Origin of the sequence: Brevundimonas diminuta, from assembly GCF_022654015.1 — a bacterium.
Lineage (GTDB): Bacteria > Pseudomonadota > Alphaproteobacteria > Caulobacterales > Caulobacteraceae > Brevundimonas > Brevundimonas diminuta_C.
In genome coordinates, this window is sequence record NZ_CP073063.1 from 1,603,307 (window position 1) to 1,627,315 (window position 24,009).

Here is a 24,009-nt window from a genome sequence, read left to right on the forward strand (position 1 = left end):
GATTAGGTCGGGGCGCCGGTGCGGAGTTCGACCGCATCGGTGGCGCGCAGGACGTTCGTGCCGCTCATGTAGCGACCGACGATCAGGTGGCCTTGCTTGCTGATCTGCTCTTCGTGCTGGATCGACACGTCTTGCACCTGTGCGGTGACGAGAGCGTCCGGGGTCCAGACGACGCCGACAGTCTTCGAATAGTCGCCCTGATAGCGAGCCAGCACGCCGGGGGTGGCGGATTGGTTGACGCCGAACGGAGCGAGGTTCGACTTCATGATCTGAACGCCGTCGATGGTCGTCAGAGCCATGTTGCGAACGTCAGCCGAACCGCCGTTGTAGTCGCGGTTCAGGTTCTTGTCGGACTGCTTGAGGGCATACCATTGCGGAGTCGCGACCATGCCGTAGATCGGCTTGGTGTCCACATCGACGTTCTTCAGGTCCATGACCTTCTTCGCTTCCGAGAAAGCGTCGAACAGCTTCGTCACGTCCGTCAGGAGCGTGGAGCCGGTGACGTTGCCGCCGCCTTGGCCCAGCTTGCCCGCGTCGCGAGCGGCCTTGATGAGGGCGCGGATTGCGTTGGCGTCGAAGTGACGGGCGAGGAAGCCACCGATTTCGTCAGCGTAGGCCGAGCGAACTTCGTAGTGGTTCAGAGCTTCGTCGATGTCGGCGATGAAGACCGACGAGACGAGCTTGTCGTCCGGGGTCACGACGATCTCGTCGTGTGCGATCTGGTCGCCGGTGATCTCGACGCCGGGGGTGTGGTAGCCGCCGGTCGCCTGACCCATGACCGGGTAGCGATACGACTTGCCGCCGTTCAGATTCACGATGCGGTGCAGACCGCGCATGATCGTCTTGGCTTCGTAGGTGGAGAGGACTTCGCCCGCGAACAGGTCGAGGAAGAGGTCGAGATTGCCAGCGGCGCCGCCGGTCTTGAAACCGGGACGCGAGGGGATGGAGTTAGCCATTAGGCTCCTTGATTGAGAGAGAGTTTTTGGCTCCCGTCGATCAATCGGAGTCCGCTGGCGCATGAGGTTGTGCGGTCGAAACCGGCCTCTTCGCAGCCGGATGTTTCCGCTTTGATTTGGGAGAAAGAGTTAGGCCGGGCTTTCACCGGCCGCCCGCCCGAAGGCGGTCAGTTCCCTGTGTGCGCGGGGAACTGTGCGGCCCCGCCAAGCAAGTCCCGATAGGACGAGCGGGTGTGGTCTTACGGTTGGATTACAGCAGGGAACCCGCTGCGTTCGAACGCCACAGTTTCTGGGCCACGTCGTTTCGATACGCCGGGTCCGTCTTGTAGCGAGGGTCTTGGATAGCGGCTGTCATTTCCGCCTTGGAGCGGAAGACATCGCCAGATGCCGGGCTTGCTTCGGCCTCGATCAGAGAGCCTTCGGCAGGGCGCGCGGCGTTGAACTTCGACATCAGCCATTCGACACCCTGACGGGCGGTCGCTTGGCTTTCGACGAGAGTGTTGTAGCTGTCCTGTTCCGCAGGGGTCAGGCCGGTCTTGGCCCAATCAATCGCGGCGTTGAACTGATCCTCACCGCCAGCGGCGGCGTAGGCGTTCGAAAACTGCTCACGGGCGAGGGCTTCAAGCCCAGCCAGATAGTTGTCCACGATGCCTTGCGGGACGCCGAGATCGACAATCTTCTGGATGTCGTCGGCTCCGGGTTGGCCTCGCGATTCTTCATAGACCTTGGCGAAGCCTTCGAACGCCGATGTGATCGGGTTCGGTGCGTCTTCGGCCGAGGTCTCGCCTTCGGTCTGTTCGATCTTCAGGCTGTCGGTCTTGGCCGGGTCTTCGGCTTTCCCGCGCTGCTTGGCTTCAAGCTCGGCGTAGGATTTGGCCATGTCTTCCCAGCGGGCCTCGCCCTTGTCGGCGTCCCAGAATTTCTCGGGGACGTGTGCAGGGCGTTCAGGTTTCGAAGGGGTTTCCGGCTCGGCCTTGTTGAGCGATTGAGCGTAGGTGGCGGGGTCAACGCCCGCCGGGAAGGCCGAAGCCGGAAGGTTGGAATAGTCGTTCGGAGTTTCCGAAGCGGTCTCATTGACCGGGAGTTCGAGGCTCATTCAGTTCCTTGGTTAGGGTCTTGCGACGCGGCTTTCATCGCGGCGTCCATGAAGCCCGGTGCAGCGGCTTGAGTGGCTTGCGCCATCATCGCCTGTTGCTGCTCGGCTTCGATTTGTTCTGGTGATTTCAGAAGGCTTTGCAGGTCTGTCACGCCATGCTCGACGCCCAGCTTGTTCATCAGCGCGGTCGTATCGACCTTGGCGATGAACTCGGCTTGGCCCAGCAATCCCATGACATCCGAAGCCCACGTCCGAACGCGGTTCACTTCGGCTGCGGCACCCAGCGCGGCGAGGCCGGTGACGACCTTCGGCTTAATCCCAGCCGGTAGGCTCGGGATCAGCTTCTCGCGCTCTGCGATGTAGAGGTAGCGGGTCGCGACGGCGTATTGCAGTTCGGCCGACAGCACCGAGTAGGTGCCGCCCAGCGTGTTCTCCAATTCCTCTGACGACATCCGAATCTCTTCGGCCGTCACGCGCTCGGCGTTGCGGAACTGCTGGATCAGGAATGCCTTGGCGACGCGCGCTTCGATTGCGGACGCCAGACGCTCGGCGATCACAAAGTCTGCCTGTTTGTCGAGGCTCAAGACCGTGATGTCACCGGCGTCGCCGGTGTGGAAGGAGCCGCGCTCCGAACCCACAACCACATCGAGGTCGATGACCGAGTTGGGTTGGACGAAGAACTTAATGTCCGACGAGATCGCGGTGTAGGCGATCATCGACTCGTTCAGTTCCTCAAGGGCCAGAAGGTCGCCGATGTATTCTGTGACGTGCGAGCGACCGTAGTCGTTGGCCGGGATCGCCAGCCAGCGCAGAGCCAGCCAGCCCGACTTTTCAATCGGGGTCTCGCTCTCCGAACCGGGGACGCGCTTGCCGTTGATCTCTTGGTATTGGGCGTGGTTCTCGCCGCGCTTCTCGATGACCGTGTAGACATCGACCGTCTGGTCTTGCTTGTCCGGGTCGAGGGTCAGCCCGACAGCCGTCCGGGTCTCAACCGACAGGTTCGAGACGTGGATGCTTTCGCGAGCGATGATGAGGGTCGGGACGCCACGGCTATCGCGCTTCACCACATACTGGTCGAGGCGATAGATGCGCGGCGTATCCTTCAGCGGAATGTGCAGGAGGACATTGCCAGCGATCACGAGGTGGCGAAGCACTTCGGCCAACACAGCGCGGGCGCGGCGGTCATCCAGAAGGTTGTTCGCCGACTGTGCGAACTGCGCCAGTTGGACATCGACCGCGTTCTTTTCCTCGCCGGTGAACTGCGCCACGGCGGCGTCCACGTTCAGGCGGAAGAACCCGACGTTGGTCGGGAACAGCGTCATCAGGAGCCGAGCCGAAAGGCTGCGGACGCCATCGGCGCCGACGCTCTGATAGGGTTGGGTCGGGGTGTAGTGTTCGTTCTGACCCTCAAGTGGGATCAGACCGGGGATCGTCACGCGCGATGCGGTGCGAGCGTTCTCCAAGACGGTCGAACGGGATGCAGACAGCGCGCTGAAACGCGCTGCTGCGGTTTTCATGCGGGATTATTTCGCTTTCGAAAGGGCTTTGCGGGCGAGCGATCCGACTGTGCCGGGCAGCTTGGCCAAAAGAGTCATGCCGGGATCAACCGTGGGCGATCCGCCACCTGTCGAAGGCGCGGGGATGGTCGGCGAACGCGGCGTCGTCGGCGCGACCGACGCTGATCCCGATGCCCCACGGGGGATCGTCAGCGAGCGGACGCCGCCAGCACGGGCGCGTTCAATCGCGGGCAGACCGTCGAGGTAAGGGTTGGTGATGATGGCCGGTTCTTTGTCAGCCGGTGCGGCGACAACCTTCGGCTTTTTGACGAGGCACATGGTCAGACCTCCTTGCGTTTGAGGGAGGCTTCAAACTCCCGGCGCATCTGGAGGGCGACGGCGCGTTGGCCCGCCTTGAACATGATGGTGTCGAGGGTGTCGCCAGCCCGTGGCTCCTGCTCGGGGAACTTGAAGTCGAGGTATTCAAGGAACTCGGCGACGTTGGTGGGGAACGGTCGGGTCTGCGCGTAGGCAGAGGGCTTCGGTCGGCTCATGCGAGGCCCTTTCGAAATGAGGTTGGGGAGCGTTCGCGGTAAATACGCGATGTTGAAATGTGAGGGCCGTTGGGCCGAGAGGATCGAAGAACTGCTGGCAGCGAGTGACGCATCCAGAGGGTTTGCTACGCCACGGCCCCGTAAAGAGTTGGCCAAGGCGGAAGGCGCATGTCCTGTCTGCGGGACAGCGTTTCAGATCATCCGATCATCGAAGAAATTCTGCTCGCAGCTTTGTCGTGAAAAGGCTCGATACCGAGCGGTGCGAGCAGAGGTGAAGCCGACGCCCGTGCACTGCGGCCAATGTCAGGGGGCTATCACCGTCAACAAGGCGGGTCGTCCGCCGAAATATTGCGGGGCCACTTGCCGGGCAAAGGCGTGGAAAAAATCACGGGTCCGATAACCGTATCGTCGCCCCACATCCTGAATGCGAAGGCGCCGAAGTCGTCGGCGATAGAGATTACTGTCCCGCCGGTGGGTTGAAGGCCCATGACGTAGAGGTCATTCCATTCATGCTCGATCTCTTGCGATAGCAGCCAAGCCGACGCTTCGTCCGCCAAGTCAGTCGGCATGAGGAAGTGCGAGACCGGCGACTGCAACAGCCGCACAAATCCGACGATCACACCGACATCCGGGATCAAACGAAACGGCGCAGTTCATTTTCCGCATAGTCGCGGATCGCCTGAACGTGGACGGTATGGTCTGCTTCGGCATCCGACATCATGCGGAGCGAGCGCGTGACCTCTTCGTGTGGATTGATCCCGGCGCCCAACGCCATAGCGACAGCGGCGAGGAACGTGGCGCGAATCTGATCCGCCGGGTCGAGGTTCGACACACGGTCCAGAACGAGGAAGGCGGGTTCACGCAGGACGGCGACGGTCGATGCGCTTCGAACTCGGTCGCCGAGATTAGGGTCTGAAAAAATCATGGGATGTTTCGGTCTCTCAATAGGGAGTTAGGATGCATTCATTGGCTCAAGGCATTTAGTGGAAAAGGTAATCCGACCGGCGGACCTCGTTGATGTCGAAGTCGCCCATTGCCGGAAGTGGCGGGAGCTTGTCGGCGTAAGCTTCCGGTAGCTGTGCGATCAGTTCGTCACGCAGCATGGCCAGCCTGTCCACGCTGTATTGATCGGCGAACGTCTCTCGCAGAATCGAGCGCAGTTCGAAGACACGACAGGCGTGAACCCCGAAACTGTCATGGACCACGGACAGGTCATAGATGCCCGCGTCATGACAGGCGTTGGCGACGGCCATGAGGTGGGCCGCATCCATGGAGTGGATGAAGTTCGGGCTGATACCGTTGACCTGACGCTGACCGTCGATGCCCGGCGCACTGTGCTGAAGGTTGATCTGAAGCCGCTTGTTCTTGTGAAAGACCGTCATCCGGTCCTTGCGACGGCGGGGATAGGTTTGCAGGACCGGAAGGCCGGTCGGCGTCGTCCACCAAATCGGCTGACCAGCGGCGGTCATCACCTTGGCCGCTTCGCGCAGCCACGCCATGGCGGTCGAGGCGGCGACTACCGTGTCCGAGATCGCATCCCAGAGGGTGTAGGAAAGGTAGAGCGACGAGGCGTAGTTGTCGGCCGTCCCAAGGTGGGGCTGACCGTTGGCGTCCAGTTCGCGGAGCGTCTGATAGATCATGTCCGTCATGCCGAACCGGGTCGCGCTGTAGGTGAAGGTCATGCAGGGACGCTTGGCGACCTTGCGCGTGACCAGTCCGCCTCGCCATGCGACTGCCCTTTCGTCGGCATCCTGATCGACGAGGGCTTGAGCCTTCGCCGCCACGTCCGAATAGATGTCCTGCGGCCGGTCATCCGGCACAAGGTTGACGGCCTTCGCCCCTACAGGATCGCGGAGCATCGCACTAAAATGCTGCAAACCGCTGTTCGAACCGTCGAGGCTGACCGGCAGGTGGCTGATGAAGTCGGCGCCCTCGCGGATGTAGCCCGCCCATTCGATGCAAGCGGCCAGAGCCATGAAGGGGCTGTCCGCTTCGGCCCAGAAGCGGGCGCCGTCGAGAGGGTTGTTCGCGCTGTCCAGAACCAGATGCTCGTTCGCCCAGAACCAAGCCATGCGTTCGTCGTGCGAGACCTTATCGACCCCGAACAATCCGGCGATGTGGATGGCGAGCGCACCCGCTCCGGCGTCGGTGATCGGATGGCCTTCGGCGAAGGTCAGCAGAGCCTTGCAGATGTCGTCGCCCTGCGGATTGGGACCGGCGGACGGGATCGGATAGACGCGGCCTCGGAAGTCCACGCTGTGCGGGAAGAAGATCGCCTCTTCGTCCGCGAACTTTTCCGCGACCCATAGACGCTGACTGATCGCCAGTCGCTTCGATAGGTTGGCCGAGTTCAGGTCGTGGATGTCGGCGGCCTCGCGCTTCCAGCGGGCTTTCACCTGTTCGTCGTGAGCGAACTCGGGCGGGCGAGGCGGGAGATCGAGCGGTTGTCGATTGGGTAGACCACCCAAAACGCCGCCCCCGTCCCAAACCTCACGGATGACATCGAGGATCGGCCGGTTGATTCGCCAAGCCGTCGATTGGATCGCGTTCACGGCCGAGTAAACGGCGGACATTTCGACTTTGCGGAGATGTTCGTGATAGGCGGGGTTCGTCTGCTTCACGAGGCGCGCACCCGGCGTCTTGGTGACGTAGCCGCCACGGAACGGCGTGGTCCATCGGCGCGGCGGGACGATCATCGGAAGATGCATCGGCTCCAACAGTTCGCAGCGGGCGTGCTGTTGTTCGAGCCAACGGTGAACGGCCTCGGTCGGTCGAATGACCTTCGTGCCGCGCGCGATGCTCTCGATAACGAACAGGCCGGTCACATCGCAGAACAGTTCGAGGGCCTTGGCCCCCGCGCGAACGCGCTGTTGCAGGGTGAACGTGCGGTCCACCCCGTGTTCGATCATGATGTCCTTGATGGCCTTGCGCTTCTTGCTCGTGACCAGAGAGGAAGCGTTCTGCTGGGACTTGAGCAGCCCCTTGAAGACATCCTTCCGGTTCTGGCGAAGGCCGTCCATCTGGATGTGTTCGATAATGGCGTTGGCGACCGCGATGCAGGTGGCGGTGAACTTCATGCCGCTTGCGGCGGCGTCGAGTGCGACCCGCCCTGTCAGATAAGCGGCCTCGTCGGCTCCGATCTGCGACAGGATCAGGTGGGCGTCCACGCCGCGCGCCGCGCCGCCATGATCCACGCGCTCGCAAAACTCACGGATCGCAGCGGCGGTCGGCTCGGTCGCCAGCTTGAGAAGTTGACGGCCGGGTGGAAGGTCCGCCTCTTCGTCAGCGGCGCGGGTCTCGTTGCGCCACGGCATGGGTCGGCTCGCACGATAGCGGCTTGCGCCGAGCGCGCGTGACTCGTTCTCAAGGTCGATCTGACGAGCGACCTTCTGTCGATATGTTTCGGTGTTCACCTCGATATTTATCGAGGCAGGGCCTGCCCTTAAGGGCGGCGAGAATCCTTAAGCGGCTTGGCTCCGGCGTCGGAAATACTCGTGGAGAGTCGCGATCTTCTGCGGGTCGGGCTGGACACCAAGCGAACCATGAAGATAGCCGACGCCGGTCTCCGGGTTGAGGATGTGGGCGCCCAAGTCGAACTCTGCGAGCAGGTTTCCCCTGTCGTCGAACTTGAAGCCGCGCACATTCCCGACGAGCGTCATCGTGAAGGTCTTCTGCTCCTTGCCTTCGAACTCGTCCTTGGTGTCGATCTCGACCCTCTCGACGACGGTCTGAATGGCTTGAGCCACCTTCATCCGGGCGGCGGTGCTGATTGATTCGTCCTCGTGGTTGATCGCCTCGCGCACTTCCCAGACCCGGCGCATGTGAGCGGCCTGACTGACAGCACCACGGGCGGCGTCGAGGGCGAGAATCGCTTCCTCTCGCCGTGCCTTGGTCGCGACCATGGTTCGCTCAATCTCGGAGCGCATGTCCAACATCGTCTGATCGGGGTCGTCCGCGCCAAGAATCATCTTCAAGAGACGTTTCGACTTGGCGGTCTGGTCGGCGATCAGCTTGTCGAGTTCAGCGACCTTCGTCACGAGCGGGCGGGTCTCGTCGGCCTTGGAGAAAAACCGATCATCCAAGGCCAGATGCAGCATCTGGGTAAGGGCGGCGTCTTCAAACGCCCGGTAGCGAATCGACGTGGCCTGATCGCACTTGCGGCCCCGGAAGACGTGAGAGCAAATCAGATTGGCGCGGGGGGTAGGGCCGTTTCTCAAGGTCATCCGGCCCCCACAGCCAGCGCAGCGGGCCACGGACTGGAAGAGATTGCGAAAGTTCATGCGGTGTCCACCGCCGGAACGCTGGCGCATCTTGCGGGCCGAGCGGGCGGCGGTCACGAGGTCAGCGTCTACGATCCGGGGATAGTAGTTCTCGATCTTCTCGAACGTCGCGGTCTTGCGGCCCTTGATAAGGCGCGTCGGCTGATGATCTCCCTCGACGGCAGGGGAGGCGATGATCTCGCTGATGAAGGTCGGTTCCCATCCGTGGCTTGCCTTCCCCCACGTCGGCACGTCGGCGTCGTTCAGCCGCTTGCCAACCGTTCGGGCGCCAACGCCTTCGGCCGTCCACTGGTAAATCTGGCGAACGAGTTCGGCGCGTTCCTCGACGATCTCGAATTTGCCAGCGACGACCTTGAGCCAGCCGGGGCAACGCGCGGACATGACGCGGCCCGTCGCCGCCGCCTTGGTGCGGTTGCGAGCTTGGGCGTCCATGATTCGTTCGGACTTCTGCTGACTTTCCTTCCACGCCAGTTCAGCGCGAATCAGGATTTCGATGTCCTCGACCATATTCGCTTGCAGGGTTTGGGCCGTGTAGACCCGCCCGCCGTCCACGGTGGCGATGCCGATGCCGAGGTCGGTGACATCTTCCAACCAACGCCGGGTGATCTTCCGCTCCTGACGGCTGAACCGATCCAGCTTCTCCGCAAGAAGGACGGTTCCCGGCGCGATCTCGCCCGCCATGATCCTCTTATTCAGGATGCCAAGGTTTCCCTTTGAGAGGTGGTCGCCCTTCCATGCCGAGCGTCCCTTGTCGATGACCGGAGGTTCGGCCTCGACCCAACCCTCTCGCGCGATATGTGCGCGAGCGAGTTCAAGCTGACGTTCAATCGACGCGCCTTTCTCCTGCTGGATCGAGGAAAAGCGGACGTAGATGATGCAGGGCGTGACGGTCATGAGGCTCCACGAGCGGTTTCGGACGCTTTAGCCTCTCATGGAGTCGAAGGGCGTCAAGCATTTCGCCTCCCGATTCCGTGACTTGCCGACGCCGATTCCCGCTCCCATGTTCTGCTTCTGCGTCAGAGTGTGACGTGTAGCTGAAAGGAGGTGATCCAGTGTCTCATTGTCATCAATCGCGAGCGGCGACCGCGACCCTGGCCCTCGGAGAGGGTCTGGTCTGAGCCTTTCAGACTGAGTTGCGGCCGGACCGTTCGCGGTCAGGCAATGAAGGGTCGTCGGGGAAACCCGGCGGCCCTTTTTGTCGCCGTCAGTGCAGGAGCTTGGCGAACCAGCCGGTCAAGTGCTGCGCCACCTCGACCACCGTCGCCCAGATCAGAAACAGATAGAGGGCGCTGGCTGCGGTCGCGACGACCCCGAGCAGGATCGCGACCCCGTCGCGCTGCATCATGCCCAGGGCGAACAGAACCAGTGCGATACCCGGCAGGGCGTCTCCAAACGGGATGGGCAAGGCCATGATCAGGGCCAGCACGACGCAGACCAGGCCGGTGAAGGTGTCGGCGACATCGCCGGTCAGCAGCGGCAGGCGTGGGCGGGTCAAACGTTCGATGGCGCGGACCATCTTCAGGACGCTCAGGCCGTTCGGCCGTCTGCGAACGGCGCGCCTCACGCCGTCGGAAAAGATGTAACGGCGCCCGGCGATCCGCACATTCGCCGATAGCACCCAGCGACGCAGCCAGGCCGGGGCTGCGAACGGAGTGGCGATCAAGGACGTGTAGGCGGCGCGGGACACTGAGGCCTTCAACATCCAGCGCGGCAGCCAGACGCTCTGTCTCTGGAAGGCCAGTTCCAGCGACATCAGGATGATCGGCACGGCGAAGACCGCCTTGCCGCCGGGCGGCCAGGGCAGGAGCGCCAGCAGCGACAGGATCAGGATCATGGCCCCGAAGCCGCGCTCGCCGAACGAAGCGACAAGTTCGGCCATGGTCAGCTTGGGTTCGGGGGCGTGGCCGAGGTCTTCAAGGACGTCGGAAAACCGCCGCAGGTCGTCGTTCGGAGGCGGTTGGGCGGGCATCAGGCGGGGCGCTCGGCTGGAGATTGCGCCCATCTAGGCGGTCGGCGCGCGGATCGCCACTTACAGAACGGACAGGCGATCAGATAAATCGACTGTGTCTCAGTCCTGCACGTGCTCGGGTTTGCCCTTACGCTTGGTCTCGGCCAGGTCTTCCAGCTGCTTTTCCGTCATGGACTCGACCATGGACTTGGACGCGCCCTTCAGCTTCGACTTCGGCGTGTCTCCACGCTTGGCCGACAGGGCGGCGCCGGCGGCCTTTTGCTGAGCGGCGGATTTTGCGGGCATGGTCTGTCTCCTTGTTCGGAGACAAGCCGTCAGCCGCCCAGCAGTTCCCGTCCGATCAGGAAGCGGCGGATCTCGTTAGTGCCGGCGCCGATGTCATAAAGTTTGGCGTCGCGGACCAGGCGTTCGACCGGCCATTCCTTGGTGTAGCCGGCGCCGCCCAGGGCCTGAACGGCCTCCATCGTCACCTTCACCGCATTTTCGGACGCCAGCAGGATCGCACCCGCCGCGTCGTAGCGCGTGGTCAGGCCGGCGTCGCAGGCGCGAGCGACCGAATAGACATAGGCGCGGGCGCTGTTCAGGGCGACATACATGTCGGCGATCTTGCCCTGCATCAGCTGGAACGAGCCGATCGGCTTGCCGAACTGCTTGCGGTCGCGGACGTAGGGCAGAACCACATCCAGCGCGGCCTGCATGATGCCGAGCGGACCGGCGGCCAGAACGGCGCGCTCATAGTCCAGACCGCTCATCAGCACGCCGGCGCCGCCGCCCAGCGGGCCCATGATGTTCTCTTCTGGCACTTCGCAGTCCTCGAACACCAGTTCGGCGGTGTCCGAGCCGCGCATGCCCATCTTGTCCAGCTTCTTGGAGACGCTGAAACCCTTCATGCCCTTTTCGATCAGGAAGGCGGTGCAACCCTTTGATCCGGCGTCCGGATCGGTCTTCGCGTAGACGACCAGGGTGTTGGCATGCGGCGCGTTGGTGATCCAGAATTTGGTGCCGTTCAGGACGTAGCGATCGCCCTTCTTGTCGGCGCGGGTGCGCATCGACATGACGTCGGAGCCCGATCCCGCCTCGGACATGGCCAGCGAACCGACGTGTTCACCGCTGATCAGCTTGGGCAGATATTTCTGCTTCTGCTCGGCCGTGCCCCAGCGGCGAATCTGATTGACGCAAAGGTTGGAGTGCGCGCCGTAGCTGAGGCCGATCGAGGCCGAGGCGCGCGACACTTCCTCCATCGCGACGACGTGTTCGAGATAGCCCAGGCCGAGGCCGCCGAACTCTTCTTCGACGGTGATTCCGTGCAGGCCCAGTTCGCCCATCTCGGGCCAGAGTTCGCGTTTGAACGCGTTCTCTTCGTCGATCTCGGCGGCCAGCGGGGCCAGACGATCGGCGGCCCAGCGGGCGGTGGTGTCGCGGATGGCGTCGGCGTTATCGCCAAGGCCGAATTCCATGGATTGGGGCGCGAAGGGAATGCTCATGCGCTAGGGCGTAGCATCGCGCACGGCCTTTCGCCAAGCGCTGTCAGGCGCGGTCAGCCCGTCCCCAGCGCCGATAGCAGTTGTAGCCCGACACGCCGAGGCAGGCGGCGGCGACCAGGATCAGGACCCAGGCGACCGTGGCGGTGTCGCTGCTGTTCAATAGCGACGCGCGGCGAAAGGCGGCCATGGCGACGCCGAGACACAGGGCGCCCAGGCCGCCCATGATGACGAAGGTCAGGGTTTCTCCCAGCCCCGAGCGCCGCTTGGCCCGAGCGCGGGCCACGACCTCGCGCGTGCTCAGCACGTCCTCAGCGGATGCTGCGTCGCCCTCGATGGCCGGTTCGACGGGGCTGTCGGCTGGCGCGGCTTCGGCCAGGCCTGGCGCGGTCAGCACCACGCTGGTCTTCTGCGCATCGGCGAAGCCCGACGGCGTCTCCGGCTGCTTGGCCTCAACCGGCGCGTGGATGTCGTTGGCGGCGATGATCGGCGCAGCGACGGAGACGCTCTCCGATTGTCCGGTCAGCGGCATAACGTCCGGGACCGGGCCGACAGCCGTCGCGGCATAGATGGCGTGCGGCTGGGGCGCGGTGGTCGCTTGAGCCAGCGCTGCGCCGTCCTGGGCCGGGAAGGGGGCGACGGCTTCGTCCAGGGCGCCGTCGACGGCGGGCAGGGTCGGCTCGTCCGTCTCGAAAGGAGACGGCAGGGGCGCGGCCAGAAGATCCGTCAAGGTGACCGGCGCGCCGGGCGCGGCATTGAACAGCGCGTGTTCAGCCGAGCGCCGGCGGGTTGGCGTCTCTGCGGCGGCTTCATCGGCCCAGGCGCTCATGGAGGCGGACGCCTGACGCGCAGACCCCGCGTTCAACTGCTCGACCACATCGGAGGCGGCGAACCTGTCTGCGCCGATGGAAAAGGCGAAACTGGCCAGGGCGTCGAACTGATGTTGGTTGAGAGGAACGCGGACATGATCGGTCACGGCCTTCACGACCGGGATCAGGTCGTATTGCATCAGCAGTTCGGCCTCGGGCTCAGACACCCTCGCGCCCTCGCGGGCCGACTGGGTGTGGCCATAGCCGATGACCCAGCGACCGTCGCTGCGCTGCATGGCCCGAGGCCGGAAGCCTTCGAAACTCTTGATCAGCAGGACGCCCTCGCGGGACACCTTGCTGGGTTTGGGGAGGACGTCAGACACAGTTGACCCAATTGGAAACAGGCGCGCGGCGCTCACACCGCTCCCAGCAAGGGCCGCGCCGGATCGTCCGCGTCGTGTCTAGAGCAGCACCAGTGTGGCCAGACCAAGGAAGATCAGGAAGCCGAAGAAGTCGGTGGTCGCCGTAACGAACACGGCGGACGACACGGCCGGGTCGAACTTGAGCTTGGAAAGGGTCAGGGGCGTCAGGACGCCGATCGAGGCGGCGACCAGCAGATTCAGGATCATGGCCGCGCCGATCACCAGGCCGATCTTCCAGTCTTCGTCCCGGAACCAGAAGCCGGCCGCGATGCCGATCAGGGGCGCCAGGATCAGGCCGTTGGCCAGGCCCACCACCATCTCGCGCCAGAAGGTGCGCGGGGCGTTCGAACTGTTCAGCTCGCGCGTCGCCAGGGCGCGCACGGTCACGGTCAGGGCTTGTGTGCCGGCGTTGCCGCCGATGGCCGAGACGATGGGCATCAGGACGGCGAGAGCCACGATCTGCTGGATGGTGGCTTCGAACAGGCCGATGACGCTGGCGCCCAGGGCCGCCGTCGCCAGGTTGATCGCCAGCCAAGGCACGCGACCGCGCACGATCTCGGGCACGGACGAACCGCGGTCCTCGTCGGCGACACCGGCCAGACGCAGGATGTCCTCGCGGTTCTCTTCCTGAATGATGTTGACGATGTCATCGACGGTGATCTGACCCACCAGCCGACCGGCCGCGTCCACGACGGGCGCCGAGATCAGGTGGTATTTCTCGAAGATGTAGGCGACTTCTTCCTGATCCTGATCGACGGCGATCTCGTTGATCGGCTCCATCAGATCGGTCAGGGCGACGGTGCGGGCGGCGCGAAGAAGGCCGCTGATCGGCACGCCGCCGACCGGGCGGTTCAGCGGATCGACAACATAGATGTCGAAGAACAGCTCGGGCAGGTCGTCGCCCTGTTTGCGGATGTGGTCGATGGTGTCGCCCACGCTCCAGAACTGGGGCGCGGCCATCACCTCGCGCTGCATCAGGCGCCCGGCGGATTCTTCCGCATAGCCCAGGCTGCTTTCGATGGCGGCGCGATCGACTTCGGGCATGGCGGCCAGAACGCGTTCGCGCTGGTCGTCTTCCAGGTCTTCGACGACGGCGGCGGCATCGTCGGAATCCAGTTCCTGCAGCGCCTCGGCCAAGGTGCCGTGCGGAACCCGCTCCAGCACTTCCTCGCGGATATTGTCGTCCAGCTCGGGCAGGGTTTCGGCCAGAAGCTCGGGCGGCAACCAAAGGACCACGACGGCGCGGTGTTCCGCCGTCAGAAAGCCCATCAGGTCGGCGACGTCGGCCGGGTGAAGGTCTTCCAACAGAGAGCGCAGCCGCATCCCGTCGCCGTCGTCGGCGGCGTCCACGACTTTCTCGACGAATTGAGGGGTGAGGACATAGTCCTCGTCCAGGGCGGCGTGGTCTTCGTTATCGAGCGTCTCGTCTGGAGCAAAGGCGGTGTCCGTGGTGCTCACGTGGTCGCCTCCCTTGGTAGAATGTCCAGCCGTACTTAGCCGATGAATCGCCCTGTTTAGCCAGATGGTGCGGTCGAGAAGACTCGAACTTCCACGGGTTGCCCCACAGCGACCTCAACGCTGCGCGTCTACCAATTCCGCCACGACCGCTCGCATCGGAGCGGCGGCGAATAGACGAAGCCGTTGGAAAAGGAAAGGGCGAAATGAACGAGGCAAAAACGTCGCGGATCAAAGCCTCAGGCCGACCCGGCCATGAAGTCATACACGTCCGCTTGGCGAGTAACGGTGATGGCGATACGGTCGTCTCGGATCTCGATTTCGCCGCGCGCGACCGGATAGTTGTTGGCCAGAATCCAGACCTCGTCGCCCTCGGCAGCGTCCAGGGGAATCACCGCGCCGCGACCCATGCGCAGCAGTTGCGACATCGGCAGCACCGAGCGACCCAGAACCACTGAGATTTCGACATCGACGGCGTTGATCTGGGTCACGTAAAGCTCTCTTCACTGGAGGGCCTTCTCTTGCAGAAACGCCCTGTCGATCACATTGAAGCGTCATGCTTGCTGAGCCGTTAAGCCCATCCCTTCAGAAACTGCGTCTCGACGATGACCGACCGGTCGAATGGGCCGTGTCGAAAGGCTACGTCGATTATGTGGCCGCAGAGGCCTTCATGGAGGCGCGCGTCGCCGCCATTGCGGCGGGCGAAGCGAATGAGATGGTCTGGTTGCTGGAGCATCCGCCGCTCTACACCGCCGGCGTCTCGGCCAAGGACGACGACCTTCTCGATGCCGGCCGGTTTCCGGTGCATCGCACAGGGCGGGGCGGGCAGTTCACCTATCACGGGCCGGGACAGCGCGTGGCCTATGTGATGCTGGACCTGAACCGGCGAGGCAAGGACGTCCGGTGTTTCGTGCGCGGGCTTGAGCTGTGGCTGATCGGGGCGCTGGATCGGTTCGGGGTTACAGCCGACATCCGGCCTGGACGCGTCGGCGTGTGGGTCGAGCGCAAGGGGGCGGGCTGGTCGCGCGAGGACAAGATCGCCGCCATCGGCGTCAAGGTCCGCAAATGGGTCAGCTTCCACGGCATCAGCCTGAACGTGGAGCCGGATCTGGATCATTTCGGCGGCATCGTTCCCTGCGGCATTCAGGAACACGGCGTCACCAGCCTGGTCGATCTCGGCGTTCTGGCGACGATGGACGAGGCGGACGAGGCCTTGAGGCGCAGCTTCGATCGGATCTTCGGCGCAGCGGTCGAGGCGTCGGCGCCGCTTTGATGCGCGCCGCATCGCCGCAGCCCATGTGACAATCGGGCGAAATCCCGCGCGGCGGGGTTGGCAAGCGCCGGACGCATGGGGTTTAACCTTTCCCACGAGCTTGAAATCAAAGGCCGCAGGAAACCCCATGAACCGAATGATCGCCGCCGCTTCGGCCGCCGTTCTATCGCTGACCGTCGCCGCCGGCGCCGCTGTCGCGCAGGATTTTCGCGCTCTGGCGCAACAGGACCTTCAGGCCGCGCATGACGCCCTGGCCGCCAACCACCCCGCCGCCGTGATTCCCGGCGCGCCCAGCGAAGCGTTTCGCAGCTGGATCGATGCCGGCCTGACGGATGCGCAAGGCAAGGTTGGCCGCGTGAACAGCGGCGACAGCCACGCCTATCTGATGCGCTACTACGCCAATGGCTTCCGCGATTCGAACATCGCGATTCGCCCGACCTACGAAGGCCTCGGCCCCTTCTTCGCGACCAGCTGGCCGGGCGTGACCACGGCGTGGCGTAACGGCGAATATGTCGTCTCCTATGTGAAGCCCGGTGTTCGCAACGTGCCGCCGCTCGGCGCGACACTGGTCAAATGCGGCGACAAGACCGCCGCTCAGTTGGCCGAAGAGCGGCTGGACCGGTGGGAAGGCGATCTGACGACGGAAGCCGGGCGTGTCCGCACCGCGCCCTATCTGCTGTGGAACCGCAACAATCCCTTCACCGGCGGCGTGCCCTCGCTGTGCACCTTCAAGGTTGGCCGTCGTGATCGCGACTTCCAGATGCAGCCCCAGCCGGCCGACGCCGCCAGCCTGGAAGCGGCCTATCGCGCCACCGTCTATACGCCGGGCGCCAATCCGCTGTCGGTTGAGACGGTCGACGGCCGTCCGTGGATCAATGTCCATACCCTGGCTGACGACGCCGGATGGGACGCCTTCTACGCCGCGGTCGAAGCCCAACTGCCCGCCATTCGCGGCGCGCAGGGGCTGGTCATCGATCTGCGCGGTGCAAACGGCGCTTCGCTGAATGCGACGGGCAAGGGCTATGGTCTGGCCAACCGCATCTGGACGCCGGAGTTCACCGTCAGCCGTCAGCCTGACGCCGGCTCGATCACCTACCGCGCCACGCCCGCGAACCGTCAGTGGTTCGCCGACACCCTGGCCCGCATGCAGGCCGACCCGCGCTTCGTCGCCGAATCCGGCCCGGTGATCGAACAGACCCAGGCCATCGTCGCCGCCTTCGATTCGGCCCTGGCCGCCAATCAGCCGACCTTCACCATGCCGGGCCGTCCTTCGGTGGCGGACACGGGCGCAGCAAACCCCGTGGCGGGTCCGGTCGTGGTCCTGGTCGACAGCGGCTGCACCAGCGGCTGCCTGGATACGCTGGACCTGCTGACGCGCCTGCCGAACGTGCGCCTGGCCGGATCGGTGACGGCCGAGGATTCGATCTTCATCGAGCCGACCGTTCTGCGCCTGCCGTCGAACTATGCCGAGCTGACCTATGGTCATAAGGCCTGGACCACGCGTCAACGCGGCAATGACGCGCCCTTCACGCCGGCGCAGGGCCTTGCCTACACCGGTTCCGCGACGGACGAAGCGGCCGTGCGCGCCTGGGTGGGCACGCTGTTCCAATAAGGAACGGTCGGTCGAATGAACGAGGGGCGGGCAGGGGTGGAACCCTTGGCCCGCCCTTCTTATTTGCAGTCCATGACCGATCTCGCCCAAACCTCCGAATCCCTCCGTTCGCCGTCGGGCTATGACCTGACCCCGCCGAACGCCGAAGAACGCGCCCGGCTCGAAGCCGACCTGAACCCAGAGGAAAAGCGCGTCCTGCTGTCCCATGGCACGGAGGCGCCCTTCTGCGGCACTCTGCTGGGCGAGAAGCGGGCGGGCGTCTTCTGCTGCCGCGAATGCGGCTTGCCGCTGTTCAAGAGCGGAACCAAGTTCGAAAGCGGCACCGGCTGGCCCAGCTTCACCCAACCGGTTGATGAAGCGCACGTCCACGCGATCCGCGACACCAGCTATGGCATGATCCGGATCGAGACCCAATGCGCCCGCTGCGGCAGCCACCAGGGTCACGTCTTCCCCGATGGCCCGCCGCCGACCGGAAACCGCTATTGCATCAACTCGGTCGCGCTCAGTTTCGTAGCCGAGGGTGAGGCTCTGCCGGACCCCCTCAACCGCGGCGACGGCATCGCCTGACCTTGGCCTCAATCGCTGTGCTAGGATGATGTCGAACGGAGGTGGCCTATGCTGATCGCAAGTCTCTTGGCGGGTGTGGCTTTGGCGGCGTCGGACGGTGATCCGGACGGCGTGGTCACGACGGCGCCGACAAACGCGCCCACCCTGGCTCAGGCCCTGGCGGCAGCGCCTGAGGCGTCGTTGACTGCGCCGACGGCTCAGGACGCCGCCCCGCACGGCATGACCACCGAACAGCAGATCCAGAACTGGATCAGCGCGCGCACGCCGGGCGCAACCTTCGACGAAAGCGCAGAGCCGGGCGCCCCGGCCGAGCGCAAGATGCATGGCATGGTCGAGGCCGGGATCGGCACCGGCGGCTATCGCAGCTATGGCGCGGCCGTTTCCTTGCCGGTCGGCGAGAACGGTCGCCTGGACCTCGCCTACCGCGAAGGCCGCAACGAGCCTTGGGGATACGGCTATGGCGGCTATGGTCTGCGCGGACCAAGCTTCTATTCGCCTTATGGCGGCGGCTGGCGCGGTCGAGGCTATGGGGCCGACACCACGACCAAGTCGATGTCGATGGGGTTCAGCTGGAGCAAGGACGGCGATGCGGATGACCGCGATCCCTATCGCCGTGGCCTGTACGGCTACGACTGAAAGCTTTTTCGTCCGATCTGGAAAATCAAAAAGGCCCGGCGAAAGCCGGGCCTTTTCAAGTCTCAGATGGTGCCGCCGGGGGGAATCGAACCCACGACCTCAGCCTTACCAAGGATGCGCTCTACCACTGAGCTACGGCGGCCCCGACTGAGGAAGCGGCCGTATAGCCAAACCCTTCCGGGGAGGGAAGCGGCTTTTTGACGATCTGAAAGAAAGTTTGGACATGGCCCGTGATCACGGCATCATCGCGCCATGACTCGCACGCCGAATGACGCCGATACGCCCTCCGCCGCCGTGCAGGCGACGCCGATCGTCGAATCGGGCCCCGATTTTGAGAAAGCGCGGGCGAAGGCGGAAAAGGCCATGCGGCTGGCCTCGGCGCTCCGGGCCAATCTGCGGCGGCGCAAGGCGCCGGCGCGGACGCCGGCCGTGCCACGCGACAGCAACTGAAAGTCATCGGCTCGCGATCACGCAGCCCTTTGGCAAGCGCCCGCCGGCTTGCTAGAGAACCTTCCCCCCGAGGCGTTGGCATCGGGCGCGCTTAAGGACGTCATGGACAGCATCGCCATTCAGGGCGGCGCCCAGCTTTTCGGGGACATTCCCGTCAGCGGCGCCAAGAATTCCGCCATCAAGCTGATGGCCGCCTCGATCCTGACGGATCAGCCCTTGCTGCTGACCAATATGCCGCGCCTGGCCGACACCCGGTTCCTGGGTCAGTTGCTGCGCCAGTTCGGCATCGAAGTGACCGAGCGGGACGGGGCGGACGGGCAGGAGAGCCTGTTCCACGCCAAGGACCTGACCTCGACCTTCGCCCCCTATGATCTGGTGCGTCAGATGCGGGCCTCGTTCAACGTGCTGGGGCCTTTGCTGGCGCGCACCGGCGAGGCCAAGGTCTCCCTGCCGGGCGGCTGCACCATCGGCGCGCGTCCGGTCGATCTGCACCTGCAGGCGCTGACGGCGCTGGGCGCCGAGATCGAGCTGGACGAAGGCTATGTCACCGCTCGCGCGCCCAAGGGCTTGAAGGGCGCCGAGATCGAGTTTCCCTTCGTTTCGGTCGGCGCCACCGAACATGCGCTTCTGGCCGCCGTGCTGGCTGAAGGCACGACCGTCCTTCGCCGTGCGGCGCGCGAACCCGAGATCGGCGATCTGGCCCACTGTCTGACGGCCATGGGCGCCAGGATCGAGGGAATCGACACCGACGTCCTGACCATCACCGGCGCCTCGTCGCTGAACGGGACGACCTGGTCGGTGATTCCCGACCGAATCGAGATGGGCTCCTACGCCGTCGCCGCCGCCATGGCGGGCGGCGAGGTGCGCCTGACCAAGGCGCGGGCCGAATTGATCGGTTCGCTGACCGACAAGATGGTCGAGGCGGGCGTCGAGGTGTCGCCGACCGCCGACGGCGTGCTTATCAAGCGCGACCCGAAGCAGCGACTGAAGGCCGTGGATGTCGAGACGGCCATCTATCCGGGCTTCGCCACCGATCTTCAGGCCCAGTTCATGGCGCTGATGACGACGGCGGAGGGCGTCAGCACGGTTCGCGAGACGATCTTCGAAAACCGCTTCATGCATGTGCCGGAGTTGGCGCGACTGGGTGCCGACATTTCGGTTCATGCCGGAGAGGCGCACGTTACCGGCGTCGAGGTTCTGCACGGCGCCCAGGTGATGGCGACGGATCTCCGAGCCTCGATGTGCCTGGTCATCGCGGGCCTTGTCGCCGAGGGCGAAACGACGGTCGGACGCGTCTATCATCTGGATCGCGGTTTCGAGCGTTTGGAAGAAAAGCTCGGCGCGTGCGGAGCCGACATCCGCCGCATAAAGGGAACAGGTGATGAGCACTGAGATCGACGGCATCATCCCCGAAGCCAAGGCGCCGGTCGAACCGCTGCGTCTGCTGGCCGAGGACGCCGACGATCTTCAGATCATCTCCGCCGCGCTCCAGGACGCCATCCTGCGTCCCGTGGATATCGTCTGGGAAAAGGCGGCCCGGACCCTGACCATCGCCTTCAGCCGCTTCTGCTGGGAGTGCGGCGGGACGCGGGTGATGTGCGCCATGCAGTTCGGCGACGTTCTGGCGGTCAAGAGCCGTCGTCTGTCGCGCAGTCCCGACGCCTCGCTCGAACTGCTCGCGCTCGACTTCATTCCGACCGAGGACCTGAGCGGGCGCGTCATCCTGATGTTCGCCGGCGGCGGTGATCTGCGAATCGACGTGGAATGTCTGGACGCCGTGGTCACGGACATCTCCGACCGCTGGCCCGCACGGATCGCGCCGACCCACCTGGACACGCCCGAACTGGACGAAGGAAATGCGGCATGAGCGCCGATCACAAGCTGGCCTCGGTCGAACTGGACGCCGCGACCCTGCCGGCGGCGACGGCCGAGATCGAGCACGAGCGTCGCGTCGCCATCTTTGATCTGGTCGAGAAGAACAGCTTCGAGCCCGTCGGTGCCGAAGGCGGACCCTACAGGCTGAAGCTTTCGCTTCAGGACAATCGTCTGGTGTTCGACATCGACGGCGAAAACTTCACGCGCACCTACGCCATCAGCCTGACGCCGCTGAAGGGTGTGATCAAAGACTATCTTATGATTTGCGACAGCTACTACGAGGCGCTGCGCGGATCCTCGGCCAGCCAGATCGAATCGGTCGACATGGGCCGGCGCGGCCTTCACAACGAAGGAGCCGAGCAGCTGAAGACGCGGCTGGACGGCAAGATCGTGGTCGATCACGAGACGTCGCGGCGCCTGTTCACATTGCTCTGCGCCCTCTACCGTCGCGGCTGACCTCGACTATCTCTGTGATTTCGGGCATTAGGCCCGTCCATTCCGCCCCTCGCGCCCGCCCGGCGTGGGGTCGAACGCATATTCAACGGGCGTGAGAGGCCGCATGGCTAAGGAAGAACTGCTCGAGTTTCCCGGCACCGTCAGCGAACTGCTGCCGAACGCCACCTTCCGCGTGACGCTCGAGAACGACCACGAGATCATCGCCCACACCGCCGGCAAGATGCGCAAGAACCGCATCCGCGTCCTGGCCGGCGACAAGGTGCTGGTCGAAATGACCCCCTACGACCTGACCAAGGGTCGCATCACCTATCGCTTCAAGTAAGTGGCTGCGGGTCGCCCCGAACTGGTGCTGGCTTCGGCCAGCCCGCGCCGCATCGAACTGCTGGCGCAGGTCGGGATCACGCCCGACCATATCGATCCCGCCGACATCGACGAGACGCCTCTGAAGGGTGAGACCCCGCCGCGTCTGGCCGAACGGCTCGCCACCTCGAAGGCGCAGGTCGTCGCAGAGCGCCGCCCCGACGCGGTGGTCATCGCCGCCGATACGGTTGTCGCTGTCGGGCGTCGTTTTCTGGAGAAGGCGGCGGACGAGGCCGAGGCGACGCGTTTTCTGAAACTGCTGTCCGGCCGCAATCACCGCGTCTTCACCGGCGTCGCCGTGTGGCGCGACGGAAGACTATCGTCGCGCGTCAACGAAACCCGCGTGACCTTCAAACCTTTGTCGGACCAAGAGATCGCAACCTACGTCGCCACGGGCGATTGGCGCGGCAAAGCCGGCGGCTATGGCATCCAAGGCCCAGCGGCCGCCTTCATCCAGCGAATCGTCGGCAGCCATCCGTCCGTGATGGGCCTGCCCGTCTATGAGGCCGTCCAGCTCTTGCACGGCGTCGGCTGGCGTTCATGAGCGGCGCAGTCGAGGTCTTCCTCGACGAGACGCCTGGCGAGACGCGTGGCGCGGTCATGCGCGACGGCCGCTATACTCATCTTCTAATCCACCGCCAGGATGATGCGGCGCAGACCCGGATCGGCGCCCTCTCGGTGGGGCGTATCATCGAGGTGAACCCCGGCTTGCGCGGCGCCTTCGTCGATATCGCCGCACCGACCGCCGCCTTTCTGCCCTTCCCGAGAAACGACCGGATTACCCAAGGCCAACGGCTGGAAGTCGTCGTCACCGCCGAACCTCGTGCCGGGAAAGGGGCGGTGGTTCGCCGTCTGGGGGCGGGGGAGGGGACGCCTCGCCTGATCCAACCCGCACCCAGCATCGCCGAACAGTTGCGCGACCTCGCGCCCGGCGCGGAATCAGTCACCGGCATCGCCGCCATCGACGCCGTGGTCGAGGCGGAGGAGGAGGCTCTGGTTCAATCGATCGGTTTCGCCTCGCACGGGATCGATCTCGCCATAGAGCGCACCCGCGCCCTGGTGGCTGTGGACATCGACTTCGCCTCCACGCCCGGTCGTGATCCGAACCAGGCAAGGGCGGCTGCGAATCGCGAGGGGTTGAAGCAGGCGGCGCGGCTGATCGGCCTGCGGAACTGGGGTGGTCTAGTCGTCATCGACATGGTCGGGGACGGTCAGGACGCCGAGGCGCAGTCCAAGGTCGCGCGGGCCGCGTTCACCCAAGAACCTCAGGCCGTCTTCGGACCCGTCAGTCGATTCGGCCTGTTGCAGATGTCGCTTCCCTGGCGTCGCACGCCGATCGAGGAGATTCTGCTCGACGCCGGAGGGCGCCCCTCGGTTCAGACGCGGGCCATATCTGTCGTGCGCGCTTTGCGACGGCAGCTGCTGGCGGATACCTTGTCGCCACGCATCATCGCGCGCTGCGCACCGGACGAAGCCCTGATCGCTTATCCGCTGGCGGCTCGTCTGGGACCGCGAGCATTGATCCAGGCCGATGCCGCGATCCCGCCAGGGCGCGGACGAATAGAAGAGGGTTGAGCCGTGGCTACCTGTCCCATCTGCCGCAAGGCCGACGCCGATCCCAAGTACAAGCCCTTCTGCTCACGCCGCTGTTCCGACGTCGATCTTCAGCGCTGGTTCACCGGCGCCTATGCCATTCCGGTCGCCCTGGACGAGGGTGCGCAAGATGATGACGAAAAGGACGGATTGGGCGCTGGACAGGCGGAAAAGCCTCCCCTATAGACCCGCCTCTCGCGACGCCGCGTCGGCGCCTGGATAGCTCAGCTGGTAGAGCAGCGGATTGAAAATCCGCGTGTCGGTGGTTCGAACCCGCCTCCAGGCACCATCTTTTCCCACACCGTGAAAATCGATTGTTTTGAGCGCATGCTCCTGCGCTGCGGCCTTTGCGCCGCCCTTGGGTTTAAGCCGGCTTGCAGCGATCAGCCCTACAATTTGCCATATAGGGAAATGATCGCGCTCAGGATGGCCGTTTTGAACAAACTTGCTTCATCTGACGTCTGATCATCATCAAAATGTCGCGTCGCTGCACTCTAATGCGCCGGTTGGTGGAACTTTTCTCCATGTCTCTCGACGGGTTAAAAGCCCCTCTTGTCCCTTGACGCTCCGGTAAGGGTTCGTCAAAGGGTTGAGGCGCCTTCGCAAGAAGACGTTAATGCGGATCGCCGGAGACGTGTCTCCGAAGGTTCGACCAGCGGAGACGAGGCG

The 24,009-nt window shown here is 64.3% G+C and carries 27 protein-coding genes and 3 tRNA genes; 13 read left to right on the forward strand and 17 right to left on the reverse strand.

The genetic code is table 11. The annotated features are described in order from the left end of the window. Positions 1-2: 2 nt before the first annotated feature. From KAK88_RS07845 to KAK88_RS07920, 16 genes are all read right to left on the reverse strand, one after another. Positions 3-956: a hypothetical protein gene (locus KAK88_RS07845; RefSeq protein ID WP_082854101.1), complete on the reverse strand. Its 954-nt coding sequence runs from the start codon at positions 954-956 to the stop codon at positions 3-5. Between the two features lie 250 nt (positions 957-1,206). Continuing rightward, positions 1,207-2,052, reverse strand: coding sequence for a capsid assembly protein (locus KAK88_RS07850; RefSeq protein ID WP_066551787.1), 846 nt, complete (start codon positions 2,050-2,052; stop codon positions 1,207-1,209). After that, complete coding sequence (locus KAK88_RS07855) at positions 2,049-3,569, reverse strand: portal protein (RefSeq protein WP_066551786.1); 1,521 nt, start codon at positions 3,567-3,569, stop codon at positions 2,049-2,051. Before KAK88_RS07855 ends, KAK88_RS07850 begins: the two co-directional genes overlap by 4 nt. A gap of 6 nt (positions 3,570-3,575) precedes the next feature. After that, positions 3,576-3,887, reverse strand: coding sequence for a hypothetical protein (locus tag KAK88_RS07860; RefSeq protein WP_066551785.1), 312 nt, complete (start codon positions 3,885-3,887; stop codon positions 3,576-3,578). A 2-nt stretch (positions 3,888-3,889) separates the two neighbouring features. Beyond that, positions 3,890-4,102, reverse strand: a complete 213-nt coding sequence (locus KAK88_RS07865) for a hypothetical protein (protein ID WP_066551784.1) — start codon at positions 4,100-4,102, stop codon at positions 3,890-3,892. A 320-nt stretch (positions 4,103-4,422) separates the two neighbouring features. Then, positions 4,423-4,740 (reverse strand): hypothetical protein, encoded by a 318-nt coding sequence (locus KAK88_RS07870; RefSeq protein WP_066551783.1) that lies wholly within the window; start codon positions 4,738-4,740, stop codon positions 4,423-4,425. Further along, a complete protein-coding gene (locus KAK88_RS07875; RefSeq protein WP_156494662.1) occupies positions 4,737-4,934 on the reverse strand; it encodes a hypothetical protein in 198 nt (65 codons plus the stop codon). Before KAK88_RS07875 ends, KAK88_RS07870 begins: the two co-directional genes overlap by 4 nt. Positions 4,935-5,082: 148 nt before the next feature. Next, positions 5,083-7,416, reverse strand: coding sequence for a DNA-directed RNA polymerase (locus tag KAK88_RS07880; protein ID WP_242076218.1), 2,334 nt, complete (start codon positions 7,414-7,416; stop codon positions 5,083-5,085). A gap of 147 nt (positions 7,417-7,563) precedes the next feature. Next, a complete protein-coding gene (locus KAK88_RS07885) occupies positions 7,564-9,276 on the reverse strand; it encodes a recombinase family protein (protein WP_242076219.1) in 1,713 nt (570 codons plus the stop codon). Positions 9,277-9,586: 310 nt separating this feature from the next. Then, a complete protein-coding gene (locus KAK88_RS07890) occupies positions 9,587-10,351 on the reverse strand; it encodes an exopolysaccharide biosynthesis protein (protein WP_242076220.1) in 765 nt (254 codons plus the stop codon). 99 nt (positions 10,352-10,450) lie between these two features. Then, positions 10,451-10,636: a DUF3008 family protein gene (locus tag KAK88_RS07895; protein ID WP_039247297.1), complete on the reverse strand. Its 186-nt coding sequence runs from the start codon at positions 10,634-10,636 to the stop codon at positions 10,451-10,453. Between the two features lie 29 nt (positions 10,637-10,665). Continuing rightward, complete coding sequence (locus KAK88_RS07900) at positions 10,666-11,835, reverse strand: isovaleryl-CoA dehydrogenase (protein ID WP_242076221.1); 1,170 nt, start codon at positions 11,833-11,835, stop codon at positions 10,666-10,668. Positions 11,836-11,878: 43 nt separating this feature from the next. Then, positions 11,879-13,024 carry a glycoside hydrolase family protein gene (locus tag KAK88_RS07905; RefSeq protein ID WP_242076222.1) on the reverse strand — a complete coding sequence of 382 codons (1,146 nt, stop codon included), beginning with the start codon at positions 13,022-13,024 and terminating at the stop codon, positions 11,879-11,881. 78 nt (positions 13,025-13,102) lie between these two features. Continuing rightward, positions 13,103-14,521, reverse strand: a complete 1,419-nt coding sequence (gene mgtE / locus KAK88_RS07910; protein ID WP_045811312.1) for a magnesium transporter — start codon at positions 14,519-14,521, stop codon at positions 13,103-13,105. A gap of 65 nt (positions 14,522-14,586) precedes the next feature. Beyond that, positions 14,587-14,671, reverse strand: a tRNA-Leu gene (locus KAK88_RS07915). A gap of 86 nt (positions 14,672-14,757) precedes the next feature. Beyond that, positions 14,758-15,009, reverse strand: coding sequence for a FliM/FliN family flagellar motor switch protein (locus KAK88_RS07920; protein WP_017505209.1), 252 nt, complete (start codon positions 15,007-15,009; stop codon positions 14,758-14,760). Between the two features lie 65 nt (positions 15,010-15,074). On the opposite strand from KAK88_RS07920, the gene lipB reads away from it, so the two are divergent. From lipB to KAK88_RS07940, 4 genes are all read left to right on the forward strand, one after another. Beyond that, the gene (lipB, locus tag KAK88_RS07925; RefSeq protein ID WP_242076223.1) at positions 15,075-15,791 is read left to right on the forward strand and encodes a lipoyl(octanoyl) transferase LipB; all 717 of its coding nucleotides are present in this window, start codon (positions 15,075-15,077) and stop codon (positions 15,789-15,791) included. A 127-nt stretch (positions 15,792-15,918) separates the two neighbouring features. Then, on the forward strand, positions 15,919-17,403 hold the full coding sequence (locus KAK88_RS07930) for a hypothetical protein (protein ID WP_242076224.1): 1,485 nt from the start codon (positions 15,919-15,921) through the stop codon (positions 17,401-17,403). A 72-nt stretch (positions 17,404-17,475) separates the two neighbouring features. Beyond that, the gene (msrB, locus tag KAK88_RS07935) at positions 17,476-17,970 is read left to right on the forward strand and encodes a peptide-methionine (R)-S-oxide reductase MsrB (protein ID WP_045811309.1); all 495 of its coding nucleotides are present in this window, start codon (positions 17,476-17,478) and stop codon (positions 17,968-17,970) included. Between the two features lie 48 nt (positions 17,971-18,018). Next, on the forward strand, positions 18,019-18,606 hold the full coding sequence (locus tag KAK88_RS07940) for a hypothetical protein (protein ID WP_242076225.1): 588 nt from the start codon (positions 18,019-18,021) through the stop codon (positions 18,604-18,606). Positions 18,607-18,673: 67 nt separating this feature from the next. Here KAK88_RS07940 and KAK88_RS07945 read toward each other — a convergent pair. Further along, positions 18,674-18,748: transfer RNA gene (locus KAK88_RS07945), tRNA-Thr, on the reverse strand. 110 nt (positions 18,749-18,858) lie between these two features. Between KAK88_RS07945 and KAK88_RS07950 the strand changes: the two genes are divergently transcribed. The 9 genes from KAK88_RS07950 (at position 18,859) to KAK88_RS07990 (ending at position 23,629) form a co-directional block, all read left to right on the forward strand. After that, positions 18,859-19,056, forward strand: coding sequence for a hypothetical protein (locus tag KAK88_RS07950; protein ID WP_242076226.1), 198 nt, complete (start codon positions 18,859-18,861; stop codon positions 19,054-19,056). Positions 19,057-19,158: 102 nt separating this feature from the next. Beyond that, positions 19,159-20,448, forward strand: a complete 1,290-nt coding sequence (murA, locus tag KAK88_RS07955; RefSeq protein ID WP_242076227.1) for a UDP-N-acetylglucosamine 1-carboxyvinyltransferase — start codon at positions 19,159-19,161, stop codon at positions 20,446-20,448. Continuing rightward, positions 20,438-20,923, forward strand: a complete 486-nt coding sequence (locus KAK88_RS07960; protein ID WP_242076228.1) for a DUF2948 family protein — start codon at positions 20,438-20,440, stop codon at positions 20,921-20,923. The genes murA and KAK88_RS07960 overlap by 11 nt, the downstream gene beginning before the upstream one ends. After that, the gene (locus tag KAK88_RS07965; protein WP_017505201.1) at positions 20,920-21,387 is read left to right on the forward strand and encodes a UPF0262 family protein; all 468 of its coding nucleotides are present in this window, start codon (positions 20,920-20,922) and stop codon (positions 21,385-21,387) included. Before KAK88_RS07960 ends, KAK88_RS07965 begins: the two co-directional genes overlap by 4 nt. Positions 21,388-21,490: 103 nt before the next feature. Further along, on the forward strand, positions 21,491-21,709 hold the full coding sequence (infA, locus tag KAK88_RS07970) for a translation initiation factor IF-1 (protein ID WP_008261544.1): 219 nt from the start codon (positions 21,491-21,493) through the stop codon (positions 21,707-21,709). Continuing rightward, the gene (locus tag KAK88_RS07975; RefSeq protein ID WP_242076229.1) at positions 21,710-22,291 is read left to right on the forward strand and encodes a Maf family protein; all 582 of its coding nucleotides are present in this window, start codon (positions 21,710-21,712) and stop codon (positions 22,289-22,291) included. Continuing rightward, positions 22,288-23,322 (forward strand): ribonuclease E/G, encoded by a 1,035-nt coding sequence (locus KAK88_RS07980; protein WP_242076230.1) that lies wholly within the window; start codon positions 22,288-22,290, stop codon positions 23,320-23,322. The genes KAK88_RS07975 and KAK88_RS07980 overlap by 4 nt, the downstream gene beginning before the upstream one ends. 3 nt (positions 23,323-23,325) lie before the next feature. Continuing rightward, the gene (locus KAK88_RS07985; protein WP_242076231.1) at positions 23,326-23,526 is read left to right on the forward strand and encodes a DNA gyrase inhibitor YacG; all 201 of its coding nucleotides are present in this window, start codon (positions 23,326-23,328) and stop codon (positions 23,524-23,526) included. Between the two features lie 27 nt (positions 23,527-23,553). Continuing rightward, a tRNA-Phe gene (locus tag KAK88_RS07990) sits at positions 23,554-23,629 on the forward strand. The last annotated feature ends 380 nt before the right edge of the window (positions 23,630-24,009 follow it).